Genomic DNA, 26,899 nt, shown 5'->3' with positions numbered 1-26,899 from the left:
ACTTGAATGGTTTCAGCGCATTGAACTGTCCTAATACACTAGAAAGCAATCAATATCCCCGGCAGGCTGAACCGCAAGCACACTTTCCTCTGCACGCTTTATTTCTGTCACCTATCCTTACCGGGTGGCACATGAACAATACCAGCTTTAGTTTGCGCTCCGGCGCCCGTATCGACCGGAACCGAATTTTCACAATCCTTCTCAACTTACAGATAAGACTGTCATGAAAAAGACTAAAATTGTTTGCACCATCGGTCCAAAAACCGAATCCGAAGAAATGCTGAGCAAAATGCTTGATGCTGGCATGAACGTAATGCGTCTGAACTTCTCCCACGGTGACTATGCAGAACACGGTCAGCGTATCAAGAACCTGCGCAACGTAATGGAAAAAACCGGTAAGAAAGCAGCAATCCTGCTGGACACCAAAGGTCCTGAAATCCGTACTATCAAACTGGAAGGCGGCAACGACGTTTCCCTGAAAGCGGGCCAGACCTTTACTTTCACTACCGACAAAACTGTAGTGGGTAACAGCGATATCGTTGCTGTAACTTACGAAGGTTTCACCAGCGACCTGAGCGTCGGTAACACCGTACTGGTAGACGATGGTCTGATCGGTATGGAAGTCACTGCAATCGAAGGTAAAAACGTTGTTTGTAAAGTGCTGAACAACGGCGACCTGGGCGAAAACAAAGGCGTTAACCTGCCGGGCGTTTCCATCGCGCTGCCAGCTTTGGCTGAAAAAGACAAACAAGACCTGGTGTTCGGTTGCGAGCAAGGCGTTGATTTCGTAGCAGCGTCCTTCATCCGTAAACGTTCTGACGTTGTTGAAATCCGCGAGCATTTGAAAGCTCATGGCGGCGAAAACATCCAGATCATCTCCAAAATCGAAAACCAGGAAGGCCTGAACAACTTCGACGAAATCCTCGAAGCTTCTGACGGCATCATGGTTGCTCGTGGCGACCTGGGCGTTGAAATCCCGGTTGAAGAAGTTATCTTCGCTCAGAAGATGATGATCGAGAAATGTGTTCGCGCTCGTAAAGTTGTTATCACTGCAACTCAGATGCTCGACTCTATGATCAAAAACCCACGTCCAACTCGCGCAGAAGCGGGCGACGTTGCTAACGCCATCATCGACGGCACCGACGCAGTTATGCTGTCTGGTGAGTCTGCTAAAGGTAAATACCCACTGGAAGCTGTGACCATCATGGCAACCATCTGTGAGCGTACTGACCGCGTGATGACCAGCCGTCTGGATAACAACAATGACAGCCGTAAACTGCGTATCACCGAAGCAGTTTGCCGTGGCGCAGTTGAAACTGCAGAAAATCTGTCAGCTCCAGTGGTTGTTGTTGCAACCCAGGGCGGCAAATCAGCTAAAGCTGTGCGTAAATACTTCCCGAACGCAACTATCCTGGCGCTGACCACCAATGAAGTTACTGCTCGTCAGTTAGTTCTGAGCAAAGGCGTGATTCCTCAGCTGGTTAAAGAAATCGCTTCTACCGATGATTTCTACCGTCTGGGTAAAGAAGTTGCTCTGGAGAGCGGTTTGGCTCGTAAAGGCGACATCGTAGTGATGGTTTCTGGCGCATTAGTACCAAGCGGCACCACCAATACTGCTTCTGTTCACGTACTGTAAATTTCCTGTGAACGAATAATTTGCTAAAAAAGCGCCTACGGGCGCTTTTTTTATTGGGTTAAATAGACTGTCTGAAATAAAAATCAAATCGGCCTGCTCTATTTAAGTCGCAATTTAGTAAGATGAATCCGATTAAAATCCTCTGTTTTTTCTATTTTTTTTAGATTTCAGCCCCGGTTCGCTGGTTCTTTGAGCGAACGATCAAATTTAAGTGCATTCCCATCAAAAATTTATTCTCAAGATAAAAAAGTTTGTGTAATACTTGTAACGCTACATGGAGATTAACTCAATCTAGAGGGTATTAATAATGAATCGTACTAAACTGGTACTGGGCGCGGTAATCCTGGCTTCTACTATGCTGGCAGGTTGTTCTTCTAACGCTAAAATCGATCAACTGTCTTCTGACGTTCAGACTCTGAACGCTAAAGTTGATCAGCTGAGCAACGACGTGAACGCAATGCGTTCTGACGTTCAAGCTGCTAAAGACGACGCAGCACGCGCTAACCAGCGTCTGGACAACCAAGCTCACTCTTACCGTAAGTAAGAGTAACTTGTATTAAAATGGCGCACATTGTGCGCCATTTTTTTGCCTGAAATCCCTTACCCCGTAAAAGCCCCGCTAGTTCATCACCACGCTGTTTTGTCCGCTAATCACGCTTACGTTACTGTTTGGCGTTAACGTGCTGCCAGAGGACGCTTTGACGCTCTGTATTGGCGTGATGTTAACTGGCTGTGAAGGAACCCCCTGCGGCGCGTTCACCAGCACTGGATATCCCGCCCGCCTGACAATTGCACTGTCCACCTGCGCTCTGTCACTCATTGGGTTATCGATAAACTCACCGAACGAGGCAGAAATCGCAATCGGCACCGTTTGCGGGTTTTCCCAATCGTTACGCGACAGCGGTTGATGTACTTCCACAAAACGCCGTCCATCCGGCTCAATGCTATATTTCACCGGTTCGTTGATGATTTGCACACGCGTGCCCCAGGCGACCTGGCTGAATAACGCTTTAATATCTGGCGCTCGCATACGCATACAACCCGAACTCACGCGCAAACCGATACTATTACGCGCGTTGGTGCCGTGAATCAGATATTCGCCCCCACCCTGCTCCAGTCGCAGCGCATAGCGCCCCAGCGGGTTGTTTGGCCCTGCTGGCACGACTGCGGGCAGCGTAATCCCTTGCGCAGCAGAACGCGCACGAATATTCGCCGTCGGCGTCCAGGTTGGATTCGGGATTTTCTGGCTGATACGCGTCACCATTACCGGCGTTTCACGCCCAAGTTGGCCAATCCCTAAAGGATAAACCTCAACGCGATTTTGCCCTGGCGGGTAGTAATACAGCCGTAGCTCAGCAAGGTTAATAACAATTCCCTCACGTGGCGTATCCGGGAGGAGCATTTGTGAAGGAATAGTCAGTTCACTGCCGGGTTTAGGCAGGAATGGGTCAACGGTATTATTCGCCTCAAGAAGAAGTAACACGCCGGTATTATATTTTGCAGCGACTGTTTCGAGATTTTTACCGTCATTAGGCACAATATAAGTTTGATTCTCACCGATTATCCGACTGCCCGGTGGCGGGAGTAAATAATCGACAGCCCACGCCGACTGGCTTGCCGCCAGAGCGCTAATTAAAAATAATGTTATTTGAGAGAACGCGCGTTTCATACTGAATTCCTGTATTCACCGGCTGAATGCCGGAATGCTGAAAGCCATGCGAGGCAATGAAATTACCTCGCGTTAACAGGATGAAAGCTGTTCTTTGAGTTTAGCTAAGATTGGCGGATTTGGTGCGAATAGCACGGATCATTGCTTCAAGCCCTTGAGAGCGAGACGGCGTAAGATGTTGAGCCAGTTCAAGTTTCTCAAACCACGGGCGAACATCAAACGCGACAATATCCTGCGCAGTCATCTGTTGGTAGAGAATAAATACGATTGCAATCAGCCCTTTGACGATAGCAGCATCGCTGTCACCCTCAAGCGTAATTACACCATCGGGCTGTTGATGGATCACAATCCATACCTGACTCTGACAGCCCTGAATAATGTTTTCTGCTTTATGTTTAGCTTGCGGCAACTCCGGGAGACGAGCGCCCAGCTCTATGATGTAGAGATATTTCTCTTCCCAATTGCTGCACCGACTAAAGTTTTTCAGCAGTTTTTCTTTATCTGGCAACGTAGCCATGGCTTGCTCCCTGTTAGCCCAAAAGGCGATGAATCCGCTGTAAACCAGCCACCAGGCGATCCACCTCTTCTTCGGTGTTGTACATAGCAAATGAAGCGCGGCACATTGCCGGCACTTTGTAGAATGCCATCAGCGGCATCGCACAATGGTGCCCGGTGCGCACCGCAATGCCGTAATTATCGAGGAAACTTCCCACGTCATATGCATGGTGTTTGCCGAGATTAAAGGCGATAACCCCAAGACGATGTTCAGGACCGTAGATGGTCAAATCAGAAACAGCTTGTAACGCCTGCTGTGCGTAGCGCATCAGAGAGTGCTCATACTCGCTCACCTCGGAAAGATTGAGGCTTTCTACGTAGCGTAGAGCGGCCCCCAGCCCGATAATCCCAGCGGTGTTTGGCGTCCCCGCCTCAAAACGCCACGGTGCTGCGGCATAAGTAGTGCCTTCTGTCAGACTAACGCTTGCGATCATCGATCCGCCCCCTTCCCATGGCGGCATCTTTTGCAAGATTTCTTCTCGTGCATACAGCACGCCAATTCCCGTCGGACCGTAAATTTTGTGGCCGGAGAAAAGATAGAAATCGCAATCCATCGCCTGCACGTCAATGGCATGGTGCATTATGGCCTGTGCGCCATCCACCAGCACTTTTACGCCAGCCTGATGAGCAGTGGCGATCATCTCACGTACCGGGTTTTCCGTGCCGAGCACATTCGAAACCTGAGCAATAGCCAGCAGTTTTGTGCGCTCATCAATCAGCGTCGGGAACACATCCAACTGCAAGGTGCCGTCTTGATTGAGCGGGATCACGCGCAGCGTCGCACCCGTCTGTTCGCAGAGCATTTGCCATGGAACGATATTGGCGTGGTGCTCCATCGCAGAAATAATAATGTTGTCACCGGCCTGGATATTAGCTCGCCCCCAACTGTTAGCGACCAGGTTAATCCCTTCGGTGGTGCCACGCACAAAGACAATCTCTTCCGGCGTTTGCGCATTGATAAAACGCGCAACCTGGTTACGCACGTTCTCCATAAGCTGCGTGGCTTCAGCACTCAATGTGTGAATACCGCGATGCACCGCCGCATAACCATGGCTGTAAAAATTCAGCTCGGCGTCAATCACCGCCTGCGGCTTTTGCGCGCTGGCAGCACTGTCTAAATAAACCAGCGGCTGCCCGTTGACTTCCCGGCTCAGAATCGGGAAATCAGCACGCACCCGTTCTATGGAAAAACTCATGCATCGCCCCCTGCAAAGCGCTGGCCGATTCGTGCCAGAACCTGCTGTTTTAATGCCTCGTCGCGAATGCTTTCCGTAAGCTCTGCAGCAAAGGCAAAAATAATCATTTGAAGTGCGGCCTGCTCTTTAATCCCGCGCGAGCGCAGATAGAACATCTGTTCGTCGTCGATGCGGCCAATGGTCGCGCCGTGGCTACACTTCACGTCATCAGCATAAATTTCGAGCTGCGGTTTGGTGTCCACTTCCGCCAGACGCCCGAGCAACAGGTTGTTGTTGGTCATCTGTCCGTCAGTTTTAATCGCATGTTGTGCGACTTTAATCATGCCGTTGAACACCGCCCGGCCTTTGTCACGCACGATGGTTTTATGTAGCTGACGGCTGTTGCAGTAACCCTTGTTATGTTCAAGCCAGGTGCGGGTGTCACACACTTCGTTATTAATTGGCAGCGCAAGGCTGTTCATGCGCAGTTGTGTATTCTCGCCGTTTAATTGAGTACTGGTGTTGTGGCGTAATACCGCGGCTCCCAGCAAGAAGCTGCTGCTTTCAACCGCCGCATCCTGACCAATGATTAAATCATTATGAGCAAAGTGGTAACTCTGGGCATTTTCAAAAGCCAGTTTGTCATGATGGAGTTGGCTATTCGCCGCCACTTCCGCAGTAAAACGGGCGCCAGTGAAATGCGGCTGCTCATCAAAACTCACAAAGTGTTCGATAACCGTCGCCTTTGCGCCTTCGCCAAGAGACAAATGGTGGCGATAATGCGCGGTGTTCATCTCCTCCTGCCCGCTTCCCCGGCTGATGTGCATCAGCAACAGGGCTTTCGCCGGGCTGTGGTTACGCGCCACGCGAATATGCGTTACGGTTTCGGCGAGGCTTTCGGTGAGATGCAAAAATACTTCACTCTGTACCGCGGCTGGCAACGATTCACACTTTTCATCCACGGACACGTCAAAACCACTGTTGGTGAGATCGTCGCTTAACTCGCGGCTAAAGCGCCCGTCGACAAACACCAGCCGCCACGCATCCACTGACAGCGCCAGCGCATCGCGTTGAATCTCAGTTAATTCCTCAGGCGCAGGCAAGACAAACTGGTTATTGAGCAACCCTTCCAGCGGGGTGTATTTCCAGTTTTCATTTTTGCGCGTCGGCAGCCCCAAGCGCAGCATTTGCTGCATATGTTCCTGAGCTTCTTTGCTGCGTTTCTCGCCCTGTGTTTCAAACAGGTGGTGCCACTGTTGCAGGGCGTTGCTGTTACTGCTGTTCGGTAAGCCAGCCATAACCCTGCTCCTCCAGTTGTTTCACCAGACTGAAATCACCTGATTTCACAATTTTCCCCTGATACAACACATGGACAAAATCGGGTTTGATGTAGTCAAGAATGCGCTGGTAGTGCGTGACGATAATGAACGAACGGTTGCCATCACGCAGGGAATTCACCCCTTCAGCAACGATCTTCAGCGCATCAATATCCAGCCCGGAATCGGACTCATCGAGAATACAAAGCTCTGGCTCCAGGACCGCCATTTGCAGAATATCGTTACGTTTTTTCTCACCGCCAGAGAAACCAACGTTGACCGAACGTGTCAGTAAATCTTCCGGCATTTTCAGTAATTTGATCTTCTCTTCCATCAAATCCTGGAAATCGAAACGGTCGAGCTCTTCAAGCCCGCGATATTCGCGCACCGCATTCAGCGCGGTTTGCAGGAAGAACTGGTTGCTGACGCCGGGGATTTCCACCGGATACTGGAACGCCATAAAAATGCCTTCACCGGCACGGTCTTCCGGCGATAATTCCAGCAGGTCTTTGCCTTTAAAATGCACCTGCCCGCCGGTAACTTCATAATCTTCTCGCCCGGCAAGCGTGGCAGAAAGCGTACTTTTCCCTGAGCCGTTCGGCCCCATAATGGCGTGCACTTCGCCCGGTTTTATTTCAAGGCTTAAGCCGCGCAGGATCTCTTTGTCCTCAACGCTTACCTGTAGATCTTTAATGCTCAGCATAATTTTCCCTTAATCCTTAACCAACACTGTGCTCAAGACTAATCGCTAATAATTTTTGTGCTTCCACCGCAAATTCGAGCGGCAATTCCGAGAACACGTCTTTACAGAACCCGTTGACGATCATTGAAATCGCATCGTCCTGGGCTATCCCGCGTTGCAGGCAATAGAACAACTGGTCTTCACCGATGCGCGATGTCGTCGCTTCGTGCTCAAGTTGGGCGGTATTGTTGCGGCATTCAACGTACGGGAAGGTATGCGCGCCACTGTCCGGGCCGATAAGCATTGAGTCGCATTGTGTGAAATTACGGGCATTGGTCGCCGTTGGCATAATTTTCACCAGGCCGCGATAGCTGTTCTGGCTGTGCCCGGCGGAGATCCCTTTCGAGATAATGGTCGAGCGGGTATTTTTACCAATATGAATCATCTTGGTGCCGGTATCAGCCTGCTGATGACCCGCCGTCAGCGCAACGGAGAAAAATTCGCCGATGGAGTTGTCGCCACGCAGAATCACACTTGGGTATTTCCAGGTAATCGCCGAGCCGGTTTCAGACTGCGTCCAGGACATTTTGCTGTTCGCCCCTTCGCACAATGCGCGTTTGGTCACGAAGTTCAGAATGCCGCCGGTGTTGCCATCGCCCGGGAACCAGTTTTGTACCGTGGAATATTTCACTTCGGCATCTTTATGGATGATGACTTCCACCACTGCGGCGTGAAGCTGGTAGCTATCGCGAACCGGCGCTGAACACCCTTCGATATAACTGACGTAGCTGCCTTCGTCGGCCACTAAAATGGTGCGTTCAAACTGGCCGGTTTTCTCGGCATTAATGCGGAAATAAGTGGAAAGCTCCATCGGGCAGCGCACACCCTTGGGCACGTAAATAAAGGTGCCGTCGGATGCTACCGCCGCATTCAGCGCGGCAAAGAAGTTGTCGTTACTCGGCACCACTGTACCGAGATATTTTTGCACCAGATCAGGAAACTCGTGAATCGCCTCGCCAAAAGAGCAGAAAATAATGCCCTGCTCGGAGAGTTTTTCACGGTAAGTGGTCGCTACAGAAACGGAGTCAAAAATTGCATCCATGGCGATATTCGAACCTTCGCGCACCGGAACACCGAGCTGTTTAAAAGCTTCTTCCACTTCACCTGTCAGATACGCGTTGCTGCCAGGTTGCTGAACTGCGCCCGGTTGCGACTCACAGTTATCATCGCAGCTACCACAAGACGGCGCGGAATAGTAGCTGTAATCCTGATAATTCAGTTTTTCGTAATTGGCCTTCAGCCAGTGTGGCTCTTCCATTTCAAGCCAGGCGCGATAGGCGCTAAGGCGAAATTCCAGCATCCACTCAGGTTCATTGCGCCGCGCAGAGATCGCCCGCACCACATCTTCGTTGATGCCGTGCGCCATTTCGTCGGTTTTCAACTGGGTGAAAAAGCCCTCTTTATAAGAATGGCTGCCCGCCCAGGTTTGCACTTCTTCAGACGTTTCAGTGTTACGTGACATAATCCCGCCTACACCCCAAAGCTTTCACCACAGCCGCATTCGTGCTGTGCTTTCGGGTTGTTGAATTTGAATATTTCGTTTAATCCTTCGCGCACATAATCGACTTCCGTTCCGTCGATAAACGGCATCGCTGAAAGTGGCACCCACAGTTTTGCGCCGTCTATTTCAAAAAGGAGATCGTCAGATTTAGGCTCTTTAACGGTATCCAGCACGTAGCCGAACCCCGCGCACCCGGTCTGTTTAATGCCCAAACGCACACCAAGGAAGCCCGGCTGCTGGCTTGCCAGTTTGCGAATATGAGCAGCAGCATCAGGAGTTAACGTCAGTCCCTTCCAGGCAAATTCACTGGGATCGAAGCTACCGGTTTGCACATCCATAGTTCACCTCTTTATGTTTTGCCGCCCAAAGGCCAATACCCTATGTTAATGATAACTATTATCAATACAACATCCTGATAACAGGGGTATTCACGAAATGCGCTATTTTTAGGCGTCTTAACTAAGGATAGACCCTACTGAAAGTCTTGCAGGCGGTGAAATGAGCTATTTAACCCAATGAAATTAAGAGAATTTAACTGGAATAAGAAAGCTTAGGTGATAGAAAGTAAAAGATGTATAGAGAATACCGATTTATGCGATTGGTAGCTCCAGTGAGCACGATGATCTTCATCGCCAATGCATACATGAGCATTCTAATAAACCTCAGGCACATGATGTTCACCCGGCGGAGTGGTGCACAGTCACAACTTAGGCTATTTTCATTTTCATCAAATAAATCTCACCCTTATTTTGTTTAGGGGTTATCTGGCGAGAAATGGGGCTTTAATGAAAAACTTGATACTGGGTGTGATAGCTAAAATTTCTAAAATGGATGCCGAAGCCAAGCAATTGGCGGCAAAAGTCGAAGCTCAGTCTTTGCTTATAGGGGCATTGTTACTGACCATTGGTAAAAATGGCGGTATGAATGAAATGCTTGAGAACGTCAGAAAAGCAATCAATGCAGCTCTAGATGCGGCTGATACTCCCCTGAAGACTGACGCTGAGATACTTTTAAATGAATTCAATAACCTTCTTTTGTTAACACAACTGCTGGAAACAAACGATGCTGAGATTGATCTTGAAGCTCTGAAAAGTATGCCTGGCGAAACGGCTGCTGAATGAGTTTACTCCGGCTAGAAGCCACGCTTTTAGCCCTTTATTCAGAACGTCGAGAGTGGGTAATGAAAACGAGATGGGATTACTTTTTGGACTAGAAAGCCCTGTTTTTTGGATAAAAACGTAAAAGATAAATTAATGACAATCATTGAAACGGAAAGATTAATTTTACGTCCTCAAACCATCGCGGATTTTGATGTGTGGTTGCCCATGTATGCAGATCCTGAAATTTTCCATGTCACCAATTCTCCAGGGTTTACACCAGAAGAAGGATGGAATCGTATTTTGAGAAACATCGGACACTGGTCAACATTTGGATTCGGGATCTTCTCCATCTTCCAAAAATCTGATGGTGTTTTTTTAGGAGAAACGGGGCTGGCTAATTTTCATCGTAATGTTGATGAACAGTTTGATAAATGCGCTGAAGCTTCATGGGTCATTACACGCGCAGCCCAGGGCTGCGGGATTGCAAAAGAGGCTGCCGAAGCCGCACACCATTGGTATGTCGATTCGTTTTCGCCATCCAAAACCGTGTGCCTTATTGTGAAACATCACCCGGCATCAATTCGCGTTGCTCAACATGTCGGTTACCGTATTTATGATGAGTGCTTATATAAAGGAGTGCAGTGCTTCAAGCTCGAACGCTTATACGAAAAATAATCAGCTTTTCAGACACCATTAACATCATCAATATTCCTCTTCTTACTCAACACGGTAAGAAGAGGAATTACTTAATCCGCATGCACAGTTTGTTTAAATCTTAATAACCTGCAGCTTTATTAGCAGCTTTTATGCGCTTATTTCTTGCGTCTTTTTCATTTTTATCAGTAGCCTGCATTATTCCACCAGCAGCATCGACCCAATCACTCGCTGTACACCCGGATAATGTCAGACTCAACATAAGCGCGAACATATACTTCATTTTAACTCCCTTACTTCCCATCAATGTATAAAAAACGTCCGTGTAATACGCAAAGTATTTGACGCTGAATACATTATTTTGACAAAAAACTTCAATATGGGCAAAGGAGAATATGTTGCACAAGCGCATTTACGCATGACGTTGCACGCCACAATGCGCCTACAACGTCATGAAACTCGATATCAGGATGCGTTGAGGGCTGCTTTATTTGCCTCTAGCGCATCAACGGCACATTGCTGATCCAAATGGCCGCCCGGAGCACCGCCAATACCAATAGCACCGATGGTTTGGTTATCAACTTTCACCGGTATCCCGCCGCCCAATAATAAGAAGCCTGGGATATCGCGCATATTCTGTGCACCGGCGTTATCCTGTGCACTCTTCATAACATCGCCAGTGGTATTTTTGGTGGTCAGTGCGGTATAGGCCTTCATGCGGCTGGCTTCAACGGTGTGCGGGCCTGCGTTATCCATACGCTTAACGATTTTCACAACACCGGCACGGTCAACAACAGTTACCGCGACATTGTAGTTTTTGGCGCTACAGGCGTGAATGGCACTCTGTGCGAGCTTATCTGCAAACTCGAGAGAGAGATTTTTTTCGGTCAGAACATTGCTTGCAAAGGCAGGCATTGCCGCGGCAGTGCTGAACAGAGCAGCGGCTAGCAGGATGGATTTTTTCATGGTTTCTTCCCTCAACTCGATTGTGATTAACTAACGAGAGTTAAGGTAGCGAACTGGGTTACGCAAAACCATTCGGATGAATACCAGGAAAACCAGGTAATTTTACGTAGTACCTTTCAGCCCGCCGTAGATTTTTATTAACTTCGCCAACGAGTTGATTTCAAGCCGCGCAAACAAACTTGCGCGATGTGCCTCCACGGTTCGTGGTGACAACGACAGATCCCGCGCCATCTCTTTGTTCGATTTCCCCTGCATAATTAGGGTCATCACTTCTTGTTCGCGCGCTGAAAGCGTCGCCAGTTTGGCCTGCAAATCGGCCTGATTTTCACGCTGCTGCTGGCTTTGTTTTTGTTGCTCAAGTGCAGCACTCACAGTTTCAATTAGCAGGTCGGCATCAATAGGTTTTGTTAAAAATTCAAATGCTCCATTTTTAAATGCGCGACGGCAAAGATCTATGCTGCCATGCCCGGTCATCATGATAACTGGCAAGGTGCATCCCATTTGTTCCCAGCTTTCCAAAAGCGTGATCCCGGACTTTCCGGGCATACGAATATCCAGCAACAGGCAACCATTAAGGGCTGGCATATCTGGCTGGGATTCCAGGAAATTTTGTACGCTGTTGTAGGTTTGTGTTTCCCAACCCATCGTTGCCAGAAGTGCGGTTAATGAAAAGCGTATCGCTTCATCATCGTCAATAAGATAGATTCGCTGCCCCATCACGCCTCCTGGTATATGTGTGGAAAAATCAGGGTGAAACACGCGCCACCCGCAGCACTATTTTCTGCGCGGATACTACCATTTAGCCGCTGTACCAGCGTTTCGGTCAGCGCCATTCCAAGTCCCAGCCCCTCTTTCCTGGTGGTAAAGAAAGGCATAAACACCTGTTCTAATGCTTGCTCGCTCAGCCCTGGCCCACCGTCAGTGACGGTCAACACGACATCGTTCCCGGCTTGGCGAGCATTGATTGACACCCATGCTTTGTCATTGTGCCGCTGCGCCTGAATCGCGTTGTTGAGCAGGTTATGGAATATCTGCTCAATACCTAGTGGTGAGGCCATAAGTGAAGGGAATGATTCAGGGATTTGGTTTATTACCGTGACTTTGCCACGTTCAATCTCATTACCCAAAAGCATCGCCACTCTTTCCCAGGTACTACGCAAATCCACCGGTTGCAACGTCTGCTCATCACTGTGTAATTTCTCCCGAAACTCCAGCAGCAATGCACTAATACGCTTTGTTTGCATAACCGAGGCTTCCAGCAGTGGCTGAGCTTTTTCAGCCTGCTGTTGTGCAATCAGGCGCTGCGCGGTTTGCGAATAGCTCAAAATTGCCGTAAGCGGTTGATTGAGTTCATGCACCATACCAGCAGCAATTTCCCCCATTGCGTTAAGCCGTGCTAGTTCTGAAAAATGGGCGCGCAAATCAGCAATATTGCGCTGGCGTTTCGTCGTCTGATACTGGTTATATAAGTAGATAGCCATTGCCCAGAAAACACCCACCAGCACCAGAATGAGCCAGGGTAAATTTCGCCAGTCAGGATTATTCGTCACCTGCAGATTTAGCGGTTGCGATGGGCTGGTAATCTGTTTCTCCCAACGCCACCAATCATCAGTCCCAGCAGCGCCTTGAGTGAGAAGTCCGACGCCTTGCCAGCTCAGACTAAAGTGATGAAACTTCTGTGTACGCACCAGGTCAGTAAGCAATGTGGGTAAATCAATCAACAAAGAACCTTGTGGTGAATTTATCCAGTAGGTCCCAGCACGTGCAGGGTTGATATCTGGCCGTGGAGGATCATGAGGCTGAGTTTGCCAGCGCAAAATATAGGGGAATTTCTGCTGCACTACCGCCGGGTCACTACTGTTTGAAAGCAAGGCGAGAATGACATCGTTTTGCGCAAGTTTAACCGTGATATCGCGATACAAAATACGGAACTCAGCGCTTTGTTCCTCATACTGCTGATGCAGAGCATAGAAAACAACACAGCCACCAGACAGCACGGTGAGAATCAACCAGATGAGGACTTTACGCATCGAGTTCCTTAATTTCGGATATGTACAACAGAGATCAAAGCCAGCCTTTTTTGCTGAAGGTCGCTCGTGTCGCTTCATTCAAATCATAGTTGCCCAGTTCAGAATGTTTAACCCAGGCGATTTCCTGAAATTCTTCGTTAAACGTGACATGGCGATTGGCGCTCACGCAGTCAAACAACAGATAAATCATGTAGATTTCTTCTTTGCTGCCATCAGCATAGGTCTTCACGCGCACATCGTCGGCAAAGGTCCAGGGTTTAATACTGGTTATCTGCAGTTCTGCGCCCAGCTCTTCATGAATTTCGCGTAGCAACGCCTCTTCCATTCGTTCACCCGGCTCCATTCCACCGCCGGATAACGCCCATTGCCCAGGGAACACACCGCGATCGTCTGCCATCTTACACAGCAGCACTTCACCGTTATTTTCAATAATTGGGCAAACAATAACTCTCTGACGCATTGGATTTCCTTATGTTTATGGCCGCCGTATGACCTTAACAGATTACTCAATTTGCTTAGAAAAATATTTTGCGGGGCACTTTCCACAAATTTTAATGATTTTAGTTATTCATGATATGTATTATGAAAAATACATCCATTAATTTTAAAGCGTGATTTTTCACTCTATGCAAATCAGAAAAATTGTTTGCGAGTGGCTTTCCAGTCTCTTAAATACGCCCTTTTAGAGGTGTATTGATAACGATAATATGCCCACGCACCTGCAAAATCAGGTGCCAGGATTGGCGTCCTGACCACTAATAAAGTTATACTCGCGGCCTGCCTGAATTATGGTGGGCTGGTTGGGGGCATCGAAAGATGCGCCGTTTCATTAGTGTCGGTACGCCAACCCCGTCCAGTCCACCACCAGTGAACTTGGCGTTTCCTGTGGTGATATCGCAATACACTAATGGAAGCCTACATAATGAATATGAATCCGCTTTTCCCTCATCAGGTAATAATTAATACCAACAATCTCGATATCATCGATCTCGCCGAACGCTGTGAATTACTCACCGATATATTAATCGATAGCGATAGCCCAGCCGAATGTGCGGCACTGTGCAATTACGTATATGCACATATTGAAGCGATAAAAGAGAATCTGGACAAACCATTATCGGCTGCACGTATTGAACAATTATCTGTTGACGATCCGTCTGAATTCCCCGAAGCGAAATGGCTTGCGGATAGCGATGCTCTTTGTGATTACTGCCAGGCTGTTACGCGAGTGCTGTTATGCCATTCACTGCCTTTGAAGACAATGCAGCAACTTAATGGTTTATTGATGCAGCTGGTTAATACGCTGGTGGATGATTTAAAAACGCCGCGTTTTTTGCGTACTGCAAATGTAGCCGGATAAATACTGGTGGATGTCGCTGCGCTAATCCCCCCTACGGATTGGTTTCCCTGGTCGGATTAGCGTTAGCGGCATCCGACCAGGGCGTAATAGCCCAGGTCGGCAGCTTACAAAGCGCAGACATTAAGCCATTACGCTTTCTTTTTGCTCTTTTTCGTTTGAGCAGCCCGTTCAGCTTTGATTTTTTCCAGCAATGCCGCAGCGCTGTTTTCACCGCTAATCAATTCCGGATGGTCTTTACGCCATTGCTCGGTTAATTCGCCGCGAAACGCTTTAGCGAGGATCGATTGCGTCAGGTTATTGACGCGCTGTTGTGCGTTATTAACCTGCTTTTCGATATTGTCGGCCCAGGCAAAGAGTTTTTCGACGCGGGCGACGATTTCGGTTTGTTCAGACAAAGAAGGGATTGGGAATTGCAAACTATTCAACAATTTTAAGTTGATATTTTTCTGTGCTGTAGCAGGAGCAAAAGCTTCGAGTTTTTCCTTATTATCATCTATTAAATATTTTACAAATCTCACATCACAAAGAGATATTTCCGGTGTAAATCCGACTACACTATCAGGAAAGCATGCATCTATACCTAATATACAAGTATCGGCAATATTAGCGGCAATAGTTATACACAGAGTCCCTTTAGGGAACAGCTTACTCTGCGCAAATCCAAATTCACTATAATACTTAGACACTAAAAGCAATATACCATTAGAATGTGCAACCTCACCTGTCTGAATAAATGGATATTTATCTCCAAACAAGCGGGGATCATTACGCGGCCTATGCTTAGATTTACCTCGTTCGAAATTACCAATTTCAGAAAGCTTTTTTATTGCCCATTTTTGATTTGCATAGCCCCTCGTCAATTGCCCATTTACCGCAGCGCTCAGCACCGCCTGACGGAAACGTTTCAGGATTTGTGGGATTTGATCGAGGCGAGTTTTGATGTTGTCGACTTGTGCTAGTAACGAATCAAGATTCTCTACGATGATTTCTTGTTCTGCTTCAGATGGCAAAAATACAACATGTTCTTTTATCACCGCCTGAGAAATATTCGGTTGTGCTCCACCCTTACCTTTAGCAATAAAAGAATCTTTCTGGTCAAGAAGGAAATAATAAAGAAACAGACTTGTAGTAATACCCTCAATCGGTGTACCAACCGCACAAGCCTGATTTGTTGTTGCATCAATACCAAGTATTGATGTTCTGCCAATTGTTGCACCATACATAGCAATCACAACAGAATTCTTTGGAAAAAATTTTGCACTAGAATTTTTTACCGCTTTTTCAGTAATAAACTCACTTGCATCTTTAATAATACGTGGACCTAAATCTCCGGTTTTTATCCAGGGAATATCACCATTGAAATACTCTGGGTATTTCCTTGATGGCGTGCCACCAGACCCCCACGATGCTATCTCTTGTAAAGTGGTTTTTACCCACCCCTCAGGCAATCCCCCAAACTCCTTTTCCATCACTTCCCTTCCCCCAGCAACGCATCCAGCAGCACCTTCTGCGCATCCGCTTCATCGCCTGCGCCCAGTTCACGCATTAGCGCGTCCAGTTCGCCCAGCGCCTGCACTAATTCGCTCATTGCTTCCCCAGCTAAAATGCCCGGCTCTGGCAGGTTGGCGGCATCGACGCTGCTGTCGTCTTTTAGCCAGGAGATATCCAGTGAATCGCCTTTGGTATCGCGGATCCAGTCGCGGGTAAAGACACGCCAGCGGCTGGTGGTGAGTTTATCGGCCACGTTTTCATTTTCCGCAGTTTCTGGCGCTTCAATTTCTGCGGCGTTAAAGCTCCATTCACCTTCGGCGCGCGGGCCTTGCTCAAAGACGGTTTCAAACGGCTGGAGGTGTTTTTCAGTAAACGGCGTGCGTTTGCCAAAGCTCGGCATATTGGTGCGCAGATCGTAAACCCAGACGTTTTCGGTACAGTTTTCGTCCTGCTGTTTGTCGGTCGCACTGCCTTTGGTGAAGAACAACACGTTGGTTTTCACGCCCTGAGCGTAAAAAATCCCGGTCGGCAAACGCAGAATAGTGTGCAGGTTGCATTTGTTCATCAGGTCGCGGCGCACGCTGGTGCCCACACCCGCTTCAAACAATACGTTATCCGGCAACACCACGGCGGCGCGACCACCCGGTTTCAGGTTGCGGTAAATGTGCTGCAAGAAGGCCAGTTGTTTGTTACTGGTGGCGTAAGTCAGATCGTCACGCGTGATGCTCGCTTCCCCGCCTTTCGAGGTGCCGAACGGTGGGTTTGCCAGAATAATATCGGCACGCGGCAAACTACTGCCCGCCATACCTAGCGCATTCCCCTGGTGTACCACGCCTTCGTCGTCCCCTTCCATGCCATGTAGCAAACAGTTCATTAGCGCCAGGCGGCGGGTTGAAGGCACCAGTTCCACGCCCACAAAGGCTTTGTTTTTCTGGAAAGCTTTATCTTTGGCTGGCAAATCAAAAAGGTCGTCAGTTTGCTGTTTGATGTACTGGTCAGCGGCAATCAGAAAGCCCGCCGTTCCGGCTGCCGGGTCCTGAATCACTTCGCCTGGCTGCGGCTTAATGCAGCGCACCATGCTGTTAATTAATGCACGCGGGGTAAAGTATTGCCCGGCACCGGATTTAGTTTCCCCGGCGTTCTTCTCAAGCAAGCCTTCATACAAATCACCGAGGCCGTCTTTCTTGGCGCTGAACCAGTCGATTTGGTCGAGCGTGCGGATCATTTGCTCAAGATGGCGCGGTTCACGCAGGCGGGTCTGCGCATCGGCATAAATGGCGCTAATCAACGGGTCGGCATGCACCAGGTTGCCTTCGGCATCTTTGCCGGTCGAGAGGCTGAACAGGATTTGTTTGTAATCGTTAAGCAGTGTCAGACCTGATTTGTCGTTCAAATCGGTCCAGCGGCAACCTGCTGGCAGGGTGTGTTTATCCAGCGTTTCCGCTTCGGTATTCTCATGCACCATTTTGATAAACAGCAGCATCACCAGCTCGCCAACATAATCACTGTAGTTAATGCCGTCATCGCGCAGCACATCACACAGGTTCCACAGCTTTTGTACAATATCGTTATTATTCATGGTTCATCCTGAATCAGCCTTCTGGAAAGTGCAGAAGGCTGTTTTTAAGAAAAGAAATTCGGGCGGGAGTTTAACAGAATCAGGCGCTTTTTTGCGGCCAGATTGCCTCATTTAGCTCATCAAGTACGCGGTCAAGCTTGTCAGACAACGTTGCGTTCAACTTCTTCGCACCGCCATGTTCAGCGAAGCTTTGGTTGATGAATTGTTTGTCGATGATCACTTCATGCACCAGTTGTTTGGCTAACCTGTCCAGCCATTTACGCTGTTGGGTTGTCCAGCTATGGCTGGCATAGATGTTATCCATCGCCTGCAAAACTCGTTGTTCAAACGCCACCAGCGGTTCACCCAGTGCGGCGCGGCGAATATGGCCGATAATACTGGCGGCAATATCTTTGTTGCTCTGGTTGCGCACGGCGGTTTGTAGTTTCACTTCCGAGTAACCCGCGCTATCCAGCAACAGGCGGATCTCTTTTAACTGTGCACGCGTCAGATCGCGCGGCTTATTGACCACCACCGACAATGCCGCAGACTGGTTGATTTGCTGATGAATGAATTCGTCAAAGCTTTCCAGGTAGTCTTCCGGACGGGTATGGGTTCCGTAACTTTGGCTGCGTTCACGCAATTCATCATAATGTTCAGAAATCACCGGGCGATACAGGCTACCCGCAATGGCTTTCACTTCTTCCAGTTGCGCTAATAACCCGCTGTGTTTGCGCAGGAATTCAGCCGCCTGGCGTGGGCCAATATGGTGAAGGTGTTGGTGTAACTGTTTCGGTTCAACTCCCCATAGCTCGTGCAGCTCATCGAGTTTTTCTTTCATCTCGAGGTTGGTTTCCGCTTTTTTCTCCGCCTTACGCAACACACGCATCAGTTTTTGGCTAAGCTCACTGAGCACCACGTCAGCCTGAGTTTCTCCGCTATTATCGCCTGGGTTTTCGAGTGCTTTTTCCAGCGTTTCAGGATCGCTTAATTCACCTACTAACTGGTCGAGCGTAATGTTTGGGTCTTTGACCAGCGGCTGCATGGTATTGACATCATTTAACGCTTCGTAAATATCCACTGGGTCGTAAATGCGGAAGACGGTTTTGCCAATGTCGTCACTGCGGCGTGTAGCGCGGCCCATCATTTGCTCATACAAAATGCGTGATTTCACCCGGCGCATAAACACCAGGTTGCAAATTTTCGGTACGTCAATGCCAGTACTTAACAGATCAACAGTGATAGCAATGTTCGGGTAACGTTCGTTTTTATACAGTTTGATTAAGGTGTCGACTTTGTCGCTTTTGCCGGTGATTTTCTCGACCGCGGCCTGGTTGTAATTATCGTATTCTTCCCTGAAGGCTTCATCTAACAGGCGTTTCACCATATCCGCGTGTTTATCTGTCGCACAGAAAATCAGTGTTTTCTCTTCACCAAATGGATCGAGTTCTTTCACCAGTTCCTGGCAAATAACGCGGTTAAAGTTTTCGCTAATCACTTTTCGGTTGAAAGCATCAACTTCAAAATCCAGTTCATCGTCCAGTTCATCCACTTCCACTTCACCGGTATGGATATTGATGGCATGAACTTCACTGCCTTTATCAAAATGGATGCCATTTTGCGTCAACAGTGTCTGATAACGAATCGGCGGCTCATGGTCGATAAGCCAGTCATCAGCAACTGCTTCGCGGTAGGAATAGACGTAAATCGGTTTACCAAAAATTTCGCTGGTGTGCTTCGCAGGCGTTGCCGTCAGGGCGATTTTCACCGCATCGAAATAGTCCAGCACGCGGCGATAGCTGGAAAGATACTGGCTGGCATCGCGAGTAGCTAACTCACCCTCAGTCATTTCCTGGTCGAGTGTGTAACCACGGTGCGCTTCATCCACAATAATACAGTCGTACTGATCAACTGGCGGCGGTGTATCAGATGCAAATATGCGGCTGACCATCGCTTGCACAGTAGCAACCTGCACACGCGTTTCCGCTTCCGGTGCCATATCGCCCATTTCGGCAATGTTGTAGGTTTTAGCCAGCGTCAGGTTTTGTTCCAGGGGCGCTTCTTTAAAAGCGTCTGTCGCCTGGGTTCCAAGCGATGTGCGATCTACCAGAAAAAGAATGCGGTTAAAGCGTTCGGTTTTCAGGAAGCGGTAAATCAGGCCAATAATGGTACGTGTTTTTCCCGTGCCCGTTGCCATCGCCAGCAACGCCGTACGGATGTTTTTCGCCAGGGTATTTTCGACTGCTAAAATCGCTTTTTCCTGGTAATCGCGCAGGTGTAAATAACCAAAAGCTTCTTGCTGGAGTTTTTTCTCCGCGGCTTCTTTGCTGCGCTTTAGTTTGTCCAGCAATCCGTCTGGTGTATGGAATTGCTGGAGTGCACGACGGATGTTTGAATGTTCGCGCACATCGCGAAACCAGGTGCCCGAAGATTCAGCCAGTTGCGGTACGTATGGACGCCCATTGCAGGAATAAACGAACGGGACGTGATAGTGGCCATCTGATTCATCAGCCCATGCAACACTTCGTCCTGCCAATTCCCAGGCTCCGGCCATGGGGGCTTCTAATTTGAAACCTTTGCTATAACGTTCCGCCTGCGGGATTTTCCCGGCCACATCTTCGTTTTCTTTTTTGGCTTCAACGACCGCCATAGGTGTCAGGCCACGGAACAGAACGTAGTCCGCACGCCCTTTTTTACCCTTGAACTCAGTGGGCCATTCAGCAATAGCCTTATTCACATTCTTTTCTGGACGATCGCCTTTTGCCCATGTCGACTCTTTGCTGTCTGCGGGCCACCCTGCTTCGGTGAGTTTTTGATCGATGAGCAGTCGGGTGAGTTCTTCATTGAGGGATAGATATTTGCTGGCAAGCTGCGTCTTCTTCGAAACCTGCTGTTTTTGCTCGCTGGCTTGCTTCTCATCCTTCGCCGCTAATTGCTCCTGCAGCGCTTTCAGTTTTGCTTCGTACTCCAGTTGGAGCTGCAACAACTGATCTTCTTGTTGTTTTGCTTCAGTTTCGTGAGTTTTAGACTCTTTCTCCATCTCATAAGCCAGCGCTTCATAATCTGCTTTCTCTTTTGCTAGCAGTTCCTGAAGTTGCTGGCTGGAATCTAACTGGATGTTTGCTTTATTGAGATCGTTTTTTAAGTTGTCAATTTCTGCCTGTAGATCCCTTAGCTGTGAACTCGGGTCAACGGGCGGGTTAAAGGGGCCCGGCTTAAAAGCGGTTCCTTCTTTTCCAAACGACTGATGGAACCAGATAGCCAGTGCGCGCGCTATTTTTAATCCTTCCAACGCTTCTTTATGTTTTGTTCTGAATTGATGCGTTGCTTTGTTGCCTTCTATCCGAAGCGTATGGAATAAATCCTTCACCATCGGCTCAAACTTTAATTCACGTTGTAAGCGGAAAAGTAAATCCGCTTGCGAAACCTGCTCATCAAATTCGATGCCCGCCAGAGCAGCAATATGCTGCGCTAGTGCCTCACCTAACTGTCGTAGTTTTATTAAAGTGGTATTGGGGTCACTGGGAAATATGTTTTCCGCCGCAGAGGCTATTTGCACAAAAAGGGGATCGTGCTCGGCAAGAAAATTGAAATTAGCCGAACCGGTATTAGATATTGTTTTCAAAGCACAACTCCCTTGATGACGGGCAAAGAAAATAGGCTGCAACGGAAAGATAAATGGATGAAGCAAAGGAAATCATACTGTTAAGTGAACGCATATCAAGTGATATGCGTCAACTCGTTAGCTATTGATGAAATGAATAAAAAATTTGCGAAGAGGGAATCTAAATCACCGCAGTCGTCAGCCTTGATGTGCAACAAAGCCGCCCTTGCTCGTCGCTGATTTCGATTTGCCAGACCTGGTGCCTGCGCCCAACATGCACTGCAGTACAAACACCGCGCACGATACCTTCACGCGCGGAACGCAGATGGTTGGCATTAACTTCGAGGCCGACAATTTTCTGCTCGCCTTCGGTACACAAGTACCCAGCCACAGAACCGAGTGTTTCAGCTAACACCACCGACGCACCGCCGTGCAGCAGGCCAAACGGCTGGCGAGTGCGGTTATCAACCGGCATAGTGGCTTCCAGCTCGTTATCGCCAATGCGGGTAAATACGATACCCACATGCGCCACCATATTGTCGGCACCCATTTTATTAAGCGCATCCAGGTTTACTTCACGCCGCCAGATCATCCCATAATCTCCAGTAGTGCCTGTAGCGGATGGCGAACACCGTTGCCTTCCACACGTTTGACCTGGCTGCGGCAGGAATAGCCGGTTGCCAGGCAGCGTTGGCGCGGCAGACGCTGCATTGCCTGGTGCCACGAAAGCTCGTAAATCCCCAGTGAGTTAGCATGGTTTTTAACTTCATGCCCGTAGGTTCCCGCCATGCCGCAACAGCCGACGCTGACGTTTTCAAGTTTTGCGCCCAGGCGTGCAAATATTGCCGCCCACTGGTTTGGCGCAGTGGGTAGCGCGGTGACTTCGGTACAGTGACCAAACAGATACCACGACTCACCACCAACGCTTGTCATTTCACGGTTTTCCAACACAGCAGGCAACCATTCATGCACCAGTTGAACGTGGAAATCACCGCGTTCTTCACCGAGCGTCTGCTTATATTCGTCGCGATAGCAGAGCACCAGAGCCGGGTCGACCCCCACCATTGGCATTCCCAATTTCGCAATGCGGTTGAGGAAGTCCGACGTTTTACGCGCGGTGCGAGCGAATTTTTGCAGGAAGCCTTTGATGTGTTGCGCTTTGCCGTTGGGTGAGAATGGCAGAACTACCGGCTCGTATCCCAGCTTTGTCACCAGGCGCACAAAATCCGCCACCACTTGCGCATCGTAATAACTGGTGAATGGGTCTTGCACTACCAGCACCGTTTTAGCTTTCTGCTCAGTGCTGTAGTTCTCAAGCTGTTCAAGTGTGGTATTTGCTGAGGTGTGCCCTACTAACTGCTGCTGCAATGATGGCGTCGAGAGCATTGGGAGATCGATCATACCGATATGTTTGGCAGATAGACTGCGTACCCACGGCTGACTCATAAAGAAGTTGAAGGTCTTTGGCGCACGCGCCATTAACGGTGCGTAGCTTTCGACGGTTGCCACCAAATGGTCACGCATTGGGCGCAGATAGCGAGTGTGATAGAGCTGCAAGAAGCGAGAGCGGAATTCCGGCACGTCGATTTTAATTGGGCATTGCGTTGAACACGCTTTGCAGGCCAGACAACCCGACATCGCCTCTTTCACTTCATGAGAGAAATCATATTCGCCTTTACGGGCATGCCAGGTATTGCGTGTACGTTCGATAAGCGTACGCAAGCTGGCACGTTTTTCCGGCATCTGTTTTTCCAGCGCATCCGGGTCAACGCCACGATCGGCAAGCAAACGCAGCCATTCACGTGTTAACGTCGCCCGCCCTTTTGGCGAGTGAATGCGGTTGCTGGTAATTTTCATCGATGGGCACATCGGGCTTTTCACATCGAAATTAAAGCACAAGCCGTTACCGTTACACTCCATTGCACCGCGCCATGAGGTGCGCACCGCAATCGGGATTTGCCTGTCGAAAGTACCGCGCTTCACCGCATCGACCTGCATCATTGGGTCATCCACGCCAAGCGGCGGGCAGATTTTCCCTGGGTTCAGGCGGTTGTTCGGGTCGAATGCCGCTTTAATACGGCGTAACTCTTCATACAACGCTTCGCCAAAGAACGCCGGGCTGTATTCGGCACGGAAACCTTTACCGTGTTCGCCCCACAACAAACCGCCATATTTCGCGGTGAGCGCAACCACATCGTCAGAAATGCGCTTCATCAACACTTCCTGATGCGGGTCAGTCATATCCAACGCAGGACGCACGTGTAAAACGCCCGCATCGACATGGCCGAACATGCCGTAACTCAGGTTATGGCTATCAAGCAACGCGCGGAACTCAGTGATGTAATCGGCCAGATGTTGCGGTGGTACACAGGTATCTTCCGCAAACGGGATGGGTTTCGCCTGCCCTTTCGCGTTACCCAGCAGGCCAACGGCTTTTTTGCGCATATTATAAATGCGCTCAATGCCTGCCAGTTCGCTACAAACCTGCCAACCGATAACGCCGCCTTCACCTTGTGAAATCAGCGATTCGAGACGCTCACATAGTGAAGCAACCTGACCGTCGATGAGCTCGAGGTCATCACCGGCAAACTCCACGATATTCAGCCCCAGCATCTCTTTGCCAGGAACGTCGGTGATTAATTCACTAACCGAATGCCAGACGATATCCTCACGCGCCAGGTTGAGGACTTTTGAATCGACGGTTTCGACGGAAAGCGCACGGGCTTCTACCATAAACGGCGCGTTACGCAGCGCAGAGTCGAATGAATCATATTTAATGTTCACCAGGCGGCGCACTTTCGGCAGACGCGTGATATCCAGTTTCGCCTCGGTAATAAACGCCAGTGTGCCTTCTGAGCCGCAAAGAATACGTGTCAGGTCGAACTGCGAAAGATCGTCGTTGAAGACGTGGCGCAGATCGTAGCCGGTCAGGAAGCGGTTAAGTTTCGGAAATTTATCGATAATCAATTGGCGATGTTCGCGGCAACGCTCAAGCACCGTGTTATAAATCCTGCCGGTTGGGCTTTCATCGCGCCCCATTTCTTCAGCAAGCATTGTCGCCATCGGGTGTGTGTCGAGAATATCGCCCCCCAATAACACAGCACGAACGCCCATAACGTGGTCAGACGTTTTACCGTAAACCAATGAACCTTGCCCTGAAGCATCGGTATTAATCATCCCGCCGAGCGTGGCCCGGTTACTGGTGGAAAGTTCCGGTGCAAAAAAATAACCGTACGGTTTCAGGTATTGGTTGAGCTGATCTTTAATCACGCCCGCTTCGACCCGCACCCAACCCTGCTCGGGGTTAATTTCAATGATGCGATTCATGTAGCGCGACATGTCGACAACGATGCCTTTATTCAAGGACTGACCGTTAGTGCCGGTGCCACCACCACGTGGTGTAAAGACCAGGGTTTTGAAGCGTTCTTCAGAGGCCAGTCTGGCAAGTAATGCCACATCTGCCGTAGAACGAGGGAATAACACCGCATCTGGCAACAACTGATAAATACTGTTGTCAGTGGCCATAGTAAGCCTGTCAGCGTAGCTGGTGGCGGTATCGCCGGTAAAACCTTGTTGTTCCAGTGCCTGCAAAAAATTGAGCACCAATTGAACAAGACCTGGTGCCTGAGAAATTTGTGGGATCATTGACTTTCCGACCCTGCCTGACGTTGTAAGAGTTGTGAGTTATCGTTTGCGTTTATTAATTCTAATACCCTAAATAATCCGAGTTGCGGGAAGGCGACAAGGCCGTAAGTCCCCAGGAGCATAGATTGCTATGTGACTGGGGCGCACGGGTGTAGTCAACACACCTGCGGCTCGAATTATGACGGGTATTCGTTTTTAACACATTTTATTCAGACATTCCCGTCTGTTTTGTACCTGTCCAAAATCGAGGAAATACATCATCATTAACACATCCGCTTCGCGGTTTTAACGTGGCGTTTTGCCCGTTATCAGTAATTAAGGGATTTTATCTATGGTTAAAGTGAGTCAGCCAAAGGATCTGCTACAAATCCTGCTGTCGGTGTTGTTTATCTCGGTGATGATCATCGCCTGTTTGTGGATAGTGCGCCCATTTGTTCTTGGTTTTGCCTGGGCAGGTACAATCGTGCTCGCCACCTGGCCACTGATGCTCAAAGTTCAGAAATTATTGTGGGGAAAACGCTCACTCGCCGTTCTGGTTATGACGCTATTGCTGTTGATGTTGTTTGTTATTCCGGTGGCGTTGTTGGTGAACAGCCTGGTGGATAACAGCGGCCCGGTTATTGATTGGGCTACCAAAGGCAATATGGAGTTACCGAAGTTTGAGTGGCTTAATACCATTCCGCTTATTGGCGACAAACTCTACGCAGGCTGGAATACGCTGGTCGAGAGTGGTGGCAGTGCCATTATGGCGAAAGTGCGTCCATATATCGGCACCACAACAACCTGGTTCCTGGGCCAAGCGATACACGTAGGTAGTTTCCTGATGCATTGCGGCCTGATGCTGCTGTTTAGTGTGCTGCTGTATGCGAAAGGTGAAACGCTGGGCAATGGGATTCGCCACTTTGCATTCCGCCTCGCGGGAACGCGTGGTGATGCGGCTGTATTACTTGCAGGGCAAGCGATTCGCGCTGTAGCACTTGGTGTAGTTGTCACCGCACTGGTTCAGTCGGTTTTAGGTGGCGTGGGGCTTGCCATCTCCGGTATCCCAAATGCGACACTGCTAACCGTAGTGATGATGTTATGTTGCCTGGTGCAAATCGGCCCATTGCTGGTGCTGGTGCCTTCAATTGCCTGGTTGTACTGGACCGGCGATAACACCTGGGGCACGGTGCTGCTGGTATGGAGTTGCGTAGTCGGCACGATGGATAACTTTATTCGTCCGGTACTGATTCGTATGGGTGCGGACTTGCCGATGATCCTGATTCTTTCTGGCGTTATCGGTGGGTTGATTGCCTTTGGCATGATTGGCCTGTTTATCGGGCCGGTTCTGCTGGCAGTCTCTTACCGTTTGATTTCGGTATGGATGCACGAGGCACCAGCGCCGCAGGATGACCCGAATGAAGTCGTGGAAGTCCTTGAAGAACACGAATAAGTACACCACCTAAAACGAATGTTGCTTCTACAACTGTAGGAGCAACATAACCTAACTGATTAACACTACTTATCAATACCAGGCTTGCCCCCTCTCCAGAACTCCTTGATGCATCAAACATCCCGTAATGTGACCCCAACCGTTTACTTTCTATTAACTATTGAGACGAATCCGAGTGACGCTCCAGGGTGAGATGCCTACTATTACTTCACGGCTATGAATCAACACATTGATTTATAAGCATGGAAATCCCCTGAGTGAAACAACGAATTGCTGTGTGTAGTCTTTGCCCATCTCAACGATGGGCTTTTTTTTGGTTCATGCTTAGCCGCGATGAATGACTAGTCCTGATATAGGTTGACACTTTTCAGCCTTAAAATGCCTGATGAACTTCATCGGGCGTTTTGTATTTTAACGACAGATGCGGACGCCGGGTATTGTAGATTTCTACCGACTCCCTGACCA

25 protein-coding genes and 1 other RNA gene are annotated in these 26,899 nt (G+C 49.1%); 8 read left to right on the top strand and 18 right to left on the bottom strand.

The window, feature by feature from the left end:
* The first annotated feature begins 2 nt into the window (after positions 1-2).
* The 3 genes from ynhH to GC128_RS19185 all read left to right on the top strand — a co-directional run bounded on the left by ynhH (position 3) and on the right by GC128_RS19185 (position 2,180).
* Positions 3-227, top strand: a complete 225-nt coding sequence (gene ynhH / locus GC128_RS23395; protein ID WP_418230241.1) for a protein YnhH — start codon at positions 3-5, stop codon at positions 225-227.
* Positions 224-1,636: a pyruvate kinase PykF gene (pykF, locus tag GC128_RS19190; RefSeq protein ID WP_120063600.1), complete on the top strand. Its 1,413-nt coding sequence runs from the start codon at positions 224-226 to the stop codon at positions 1,634-1,636. Before ynhH ends, pykF begins: the two co-directional genes overlap by 4 nt.
* A gap of 307 nt (positions 1,637-1,943) precedes the next feature.
* The gene (locus GC128_RS19185; protein ID WP_034455915.1) at positions 1,944-2,180 is read left to right on the top strand and encodes a major outer membrane lipoprotein; all 237 of its coding nucleotides are present in this window, start codon (positions 1,944-1,946) and stop codon (positions 2,178-2,180) included.
* A gap of 75 nt (positions 2,181-2,255) precedes the next feature.
* Here the strand turns inward: GC128_RS19185 and ldtE are convergent, their stop codons facing one another.
* The 7 genes from ldtE to sufA form a co-directional block, all read right to left on the bottom strand.
* Positions 2,256-3,305, bottom strand: coding sequence for a L,D-transpeptidase LdtE (gene ldtE, locus GC128_RS19180; protein ID WP_151995633.1), 1,050 nt, complete (start codon positions 3,303-3,305; stop codon positions 2,256-2,258).
* A gap of 100 nt (positions 3,306-3,405) precedes the next feature.
* Positions 3,406-3,822: a cysteine desulfuration protein SufE gene (sufE, locus tag GC128_RS19175; protein ID WP_151995632.1), complete on the bottom strand. Its 417-nt coding sequence runs from the start codon at positions 3,820-3,822 to the stop codon at positions 3,406-3,408.
* A gap of 13 nt (positions 3,823-3,835) precedes the next feature.
* A complete protein-coding gene (sufS, locus tag GC128_RS19170) occupies positions 3,836-5,056 on the bottom strand; it encodes a cysteine desulfurase SufS (protein ID WP_151995631.1) in 1,221 nt (406 codons plus the stop codon).
* Positions 5,053-6,333 carry a Fe-S cluster assembly protein SufD gene (sufD, locus tag GC128_RS19165; protein ID WP_151995630.1) on the bottom strand — a complete coding sequence of 427 codons (1,281 nt, stop codon included), beginning with the start codon at positions 6,331-6,333 and terminating at the stop codon, positions 5,053-5,055. Before sufD ends, sufS begins: the two co-directional genes overlap by 4 nt.
* A complete protein-coding gene (gene sufC, locus GC128_RS19160) occupies positions 6,308-7,054 on the bottom strand; it encodes a Fe-S cluster assembly ATPase SufC (protein WP_151995629.1) in 747 nt (248 codons plus the stop codon). Before sufC ends, sufD begins: the two co-directional genes overlap by 26 nt.
* Before the next feature lie 16 nt (positions 7,055-7,070).
* Positions 7,071-8,555, bottom strand: a complete 1,485-nt coding sequence (gene sufB, locus GC128_RS19155; RefSeq protein ID WP_151995628.1) for a Fe-S cluster assembly protein SufB — start codon at positions 8,553-8,555, stop codon at positions 7,071-7,073.
* An 8-nt stretch (positions 8,556-8,563) separates the two neighbouring features.
* Complete coding sequence (sufA, locus tag GC128_RS19150; RefSeq protein WP_151995627.1) at positions 8,564-8,932, bottom strand: Fe-S cluster assembly scaffold SufA; 369 nt, start codon at positions 8,930-8,932, stop codon at positions 8,564-8,566.
* Between the two features lie 447 nt (positions 8,933-9,379).
* Here sufA and iraP point away from each other — a divergent pair, with 447 nt between their 5' ends.
* Positions 9,380-9,715, top strand: a complete 336-nt coding sequence (gene iraP, locus GC128_RS19145; protein WP_064518350.1) for an anti-adapter protein IraP — start codon at positions 9,380-9,382, stop codon at positions 9,713-9,715.
* Positions 9,716-9,847: 132 nt separating this feature from the next.
* Entirely contained in the window at positions 9,848-10,369 is a 522-nt protein-coding gene (locus GC128_RS19140; protein WP_151995626.1) for a GNAT family N-acetyltransferase, read from the top strand.
* Positions 10,370-10,469: 100 nt separating this feature from the next.
* Here the strand turns inward: GC128_RS19140 and GC128_RS22995 are convergent, their stop codons facing one another.
* The 5 genes from GC128_RS22995 to nudI all read right to left on the bottom strand — a co-directional run bounded on the left by GC128_RS22995 (position 10,470) and on the right by nudI (position 13,804).
* The gene (locus tag GC128_RS22995; RefSeq protein WP_193216285.1) at positions 10,470-10,631 is read right to left on the bottom strand and encodes a hypothetical protein; all 162 of its coding nucleotides are present in this window, start codon (positions 10,629-10,631) and stop codon (positions 10,470-10,472) included.
* A 182-nt stretch (positions 10,632-10,813) separates the two neighbouring features.
* Positions 10,814-11,314, bottom strand: a complete 501-nt coding sequence (locus GC128_RS19135) for a GlcG/HbpS family heme-binding protein (protein WP_151995625.1) — start codon at positions 11,312-11,314, stop codon at positions 10,814-10,816.
* Positions 11,315-11,416: 102 nt separating this feature from the next.
* Positions 11,417-12,031, bottom strand: a complete 615-nt coding sequence (locus tag GC128_RS19130; protein ID WP_151995624.1) for a response regulator transcription factor — start codon at positions 12,029-12,031, stop codon at positions 11,417-11,419.
* Positions 12,031-13,344, bottom strand: a complete 1,314-nt coding sequence (locus GC128_RS19125) for a sensor histidine kinase (RefSeq protein ID WP_151995623.1) — start codon at positions 13,342-13,344, stop codon at positions 12,031-12,033. Before GC128_RS19125 ends, GC128_RS19130 begins: the two co-directional genes overlap by 1 nt.
* Positions 13,345-13,378: 34 nt before the next feature.
* On the bottom strand, positions 13,379-13,804 hold the full coding sequence (nudI, locus tag GC128_RS19120) for a nucleoside triphosphatase NudI (RefSeq protein ID WP_151995622.1): 426 nt from the start codon (positions 13,802-13,804) through the stop codon (positions 13,379-13,381).
* Positions 13,805-14,266: 462 nt separating this feature from the next.
* Here nudI and GC128_RS19115 point away from each other — a divergent pair, with 462 nt between their 5' ends.
* Positions 14,267-14,704, top strand: coding sequence for a hypothetical protein (locus GC128_RS19115; RefSeq protein ID WP_151995621.1), 438 nt, complete (start codon positions 14,267-14,269; stop codon positions 14,702-14,704).
* A gap of 128 nt (positions 14,705-14,832) precedes the next feature.
* Here the strand turns inward: GC128_RS19115 and GC128_RS19110 are convergent, their stop codons facing one another.
* The 5 genes from GC128_RS19110 to ydiJ form a co-directional block, all read right to left on the bottom strand.
* Positions 14,833-16,173 carry a restriction endonuclease subunit S gene (locus GC128_RS19110; protein WP_151995620.1) on the bottom strand — a complete coding sequence of 447 codons (1,341 nt, stop codon included), beginning with the start codon at positions 16,171-16,173 and terminating at the stop codon, positions 14,833-14,835.
* On the bottom strand, positions 16,173-17,774 hold the full coding sequence (locus GC128_RS19105) for a class I SAM-dependent DNA methyltransferase (RefSeq protein ID WP_151995619.1): 1,602 nt from the start codon (positions 17,772-17,774) through the stop codon (positions 16,173-16,175). Before GC128_RS19105 ends, GC128_RS19110 begins: the two co-directional genes overlap by 1 nt.
* A gap of 79 nt (positions 17,775-17,853) precedes the next feature.
* Positions 17,854-21,378: a type I restriction-modification system endonuclease gene (gene hsdR, locus GC128_RS19100; RefSeq protein ID WP_226812183.1), complete on the bottom strand. Its 3,525-nt coding sequence runs from the start codon at positions 21,376-21,378 to the stop codon at positions 17,854-17,856.
* A 160-nt stretch (positions 21,379-21,538) separates the two neighbouring features.
* Positions 21,539-21,949, bottom strand: a complete 411-nt coding sequence (gene menI / locus GC128_RS19095; protein WP_151995618.1) for a 1,4-dihydroxy-2-naphthoyl-CoA hydrolase — start codon at positions 21,947-21,949, stop codon at positions 21,539-21,541.
* Complete coding sequence (gene ydiJ, locus GC128_RS19090) at positions 21,946-25,002, bottom strand: D-2-hydroxyglutarate dehydrogenase YdiJ (RefSeq protein WP_151995617.1); 3,057 nt, start codon at positions 25,000-25,002, stop codon at positions 21,946-21,948. The genes menI and ydiJ overlap by 4 nt, the downstream gene beginning before the upstream one ends.
* Positions 25,003-25,333: 331 nt before the next feature.
* Between ydiJ and ydiK the strand changes: the two genes are divergently transcribed.
* Positions 25,334-26,434, top strand: a complete 1,101-nt coding sequence (gene ydiK, locus GC128_RS19085; protein ID WP_064518327.1) for an AI-2E family transporter YdiK — start codon at positions 25,334-25,336, stop codon at positions 26,432-26,434.
* A 210-nt stretch (positions 26,435-26,644) separates the two neighbouring features.
* Positions 26,645-26,751: antisense sRNA RprA (gene rprA / locus GC128_RS19080), an RNA gene on the top strand.
* Between the two features lie 56 nt (positions 26,752-26,807).
* Here the strand turns inward: rprA and GC128_RS19075 are convergent.
* Positions 26,808-26,899, bottom strand: a 92-nt coding sequence (locus GC128_RS19075) for an integrase core domain-containing protein (protein ID WP_151993624.1), incomplete at its 5' end; no start/stop codon positions are given.

It is taken from the genome of Buttiauxella massiliensis, assembly GCF_902500225.1.
Lineage (GTDB): Bacteria > Pseudomonadota > Gammaproteobacteria > Enterobacterales > Enterobacteriaceae > Buttiauxella > Buttiauxella massiliensis.
Note: the sequence above shows the minus strand (reverse complement) of the source record. Positions and strands in the feature narration are given on the sequence as shown.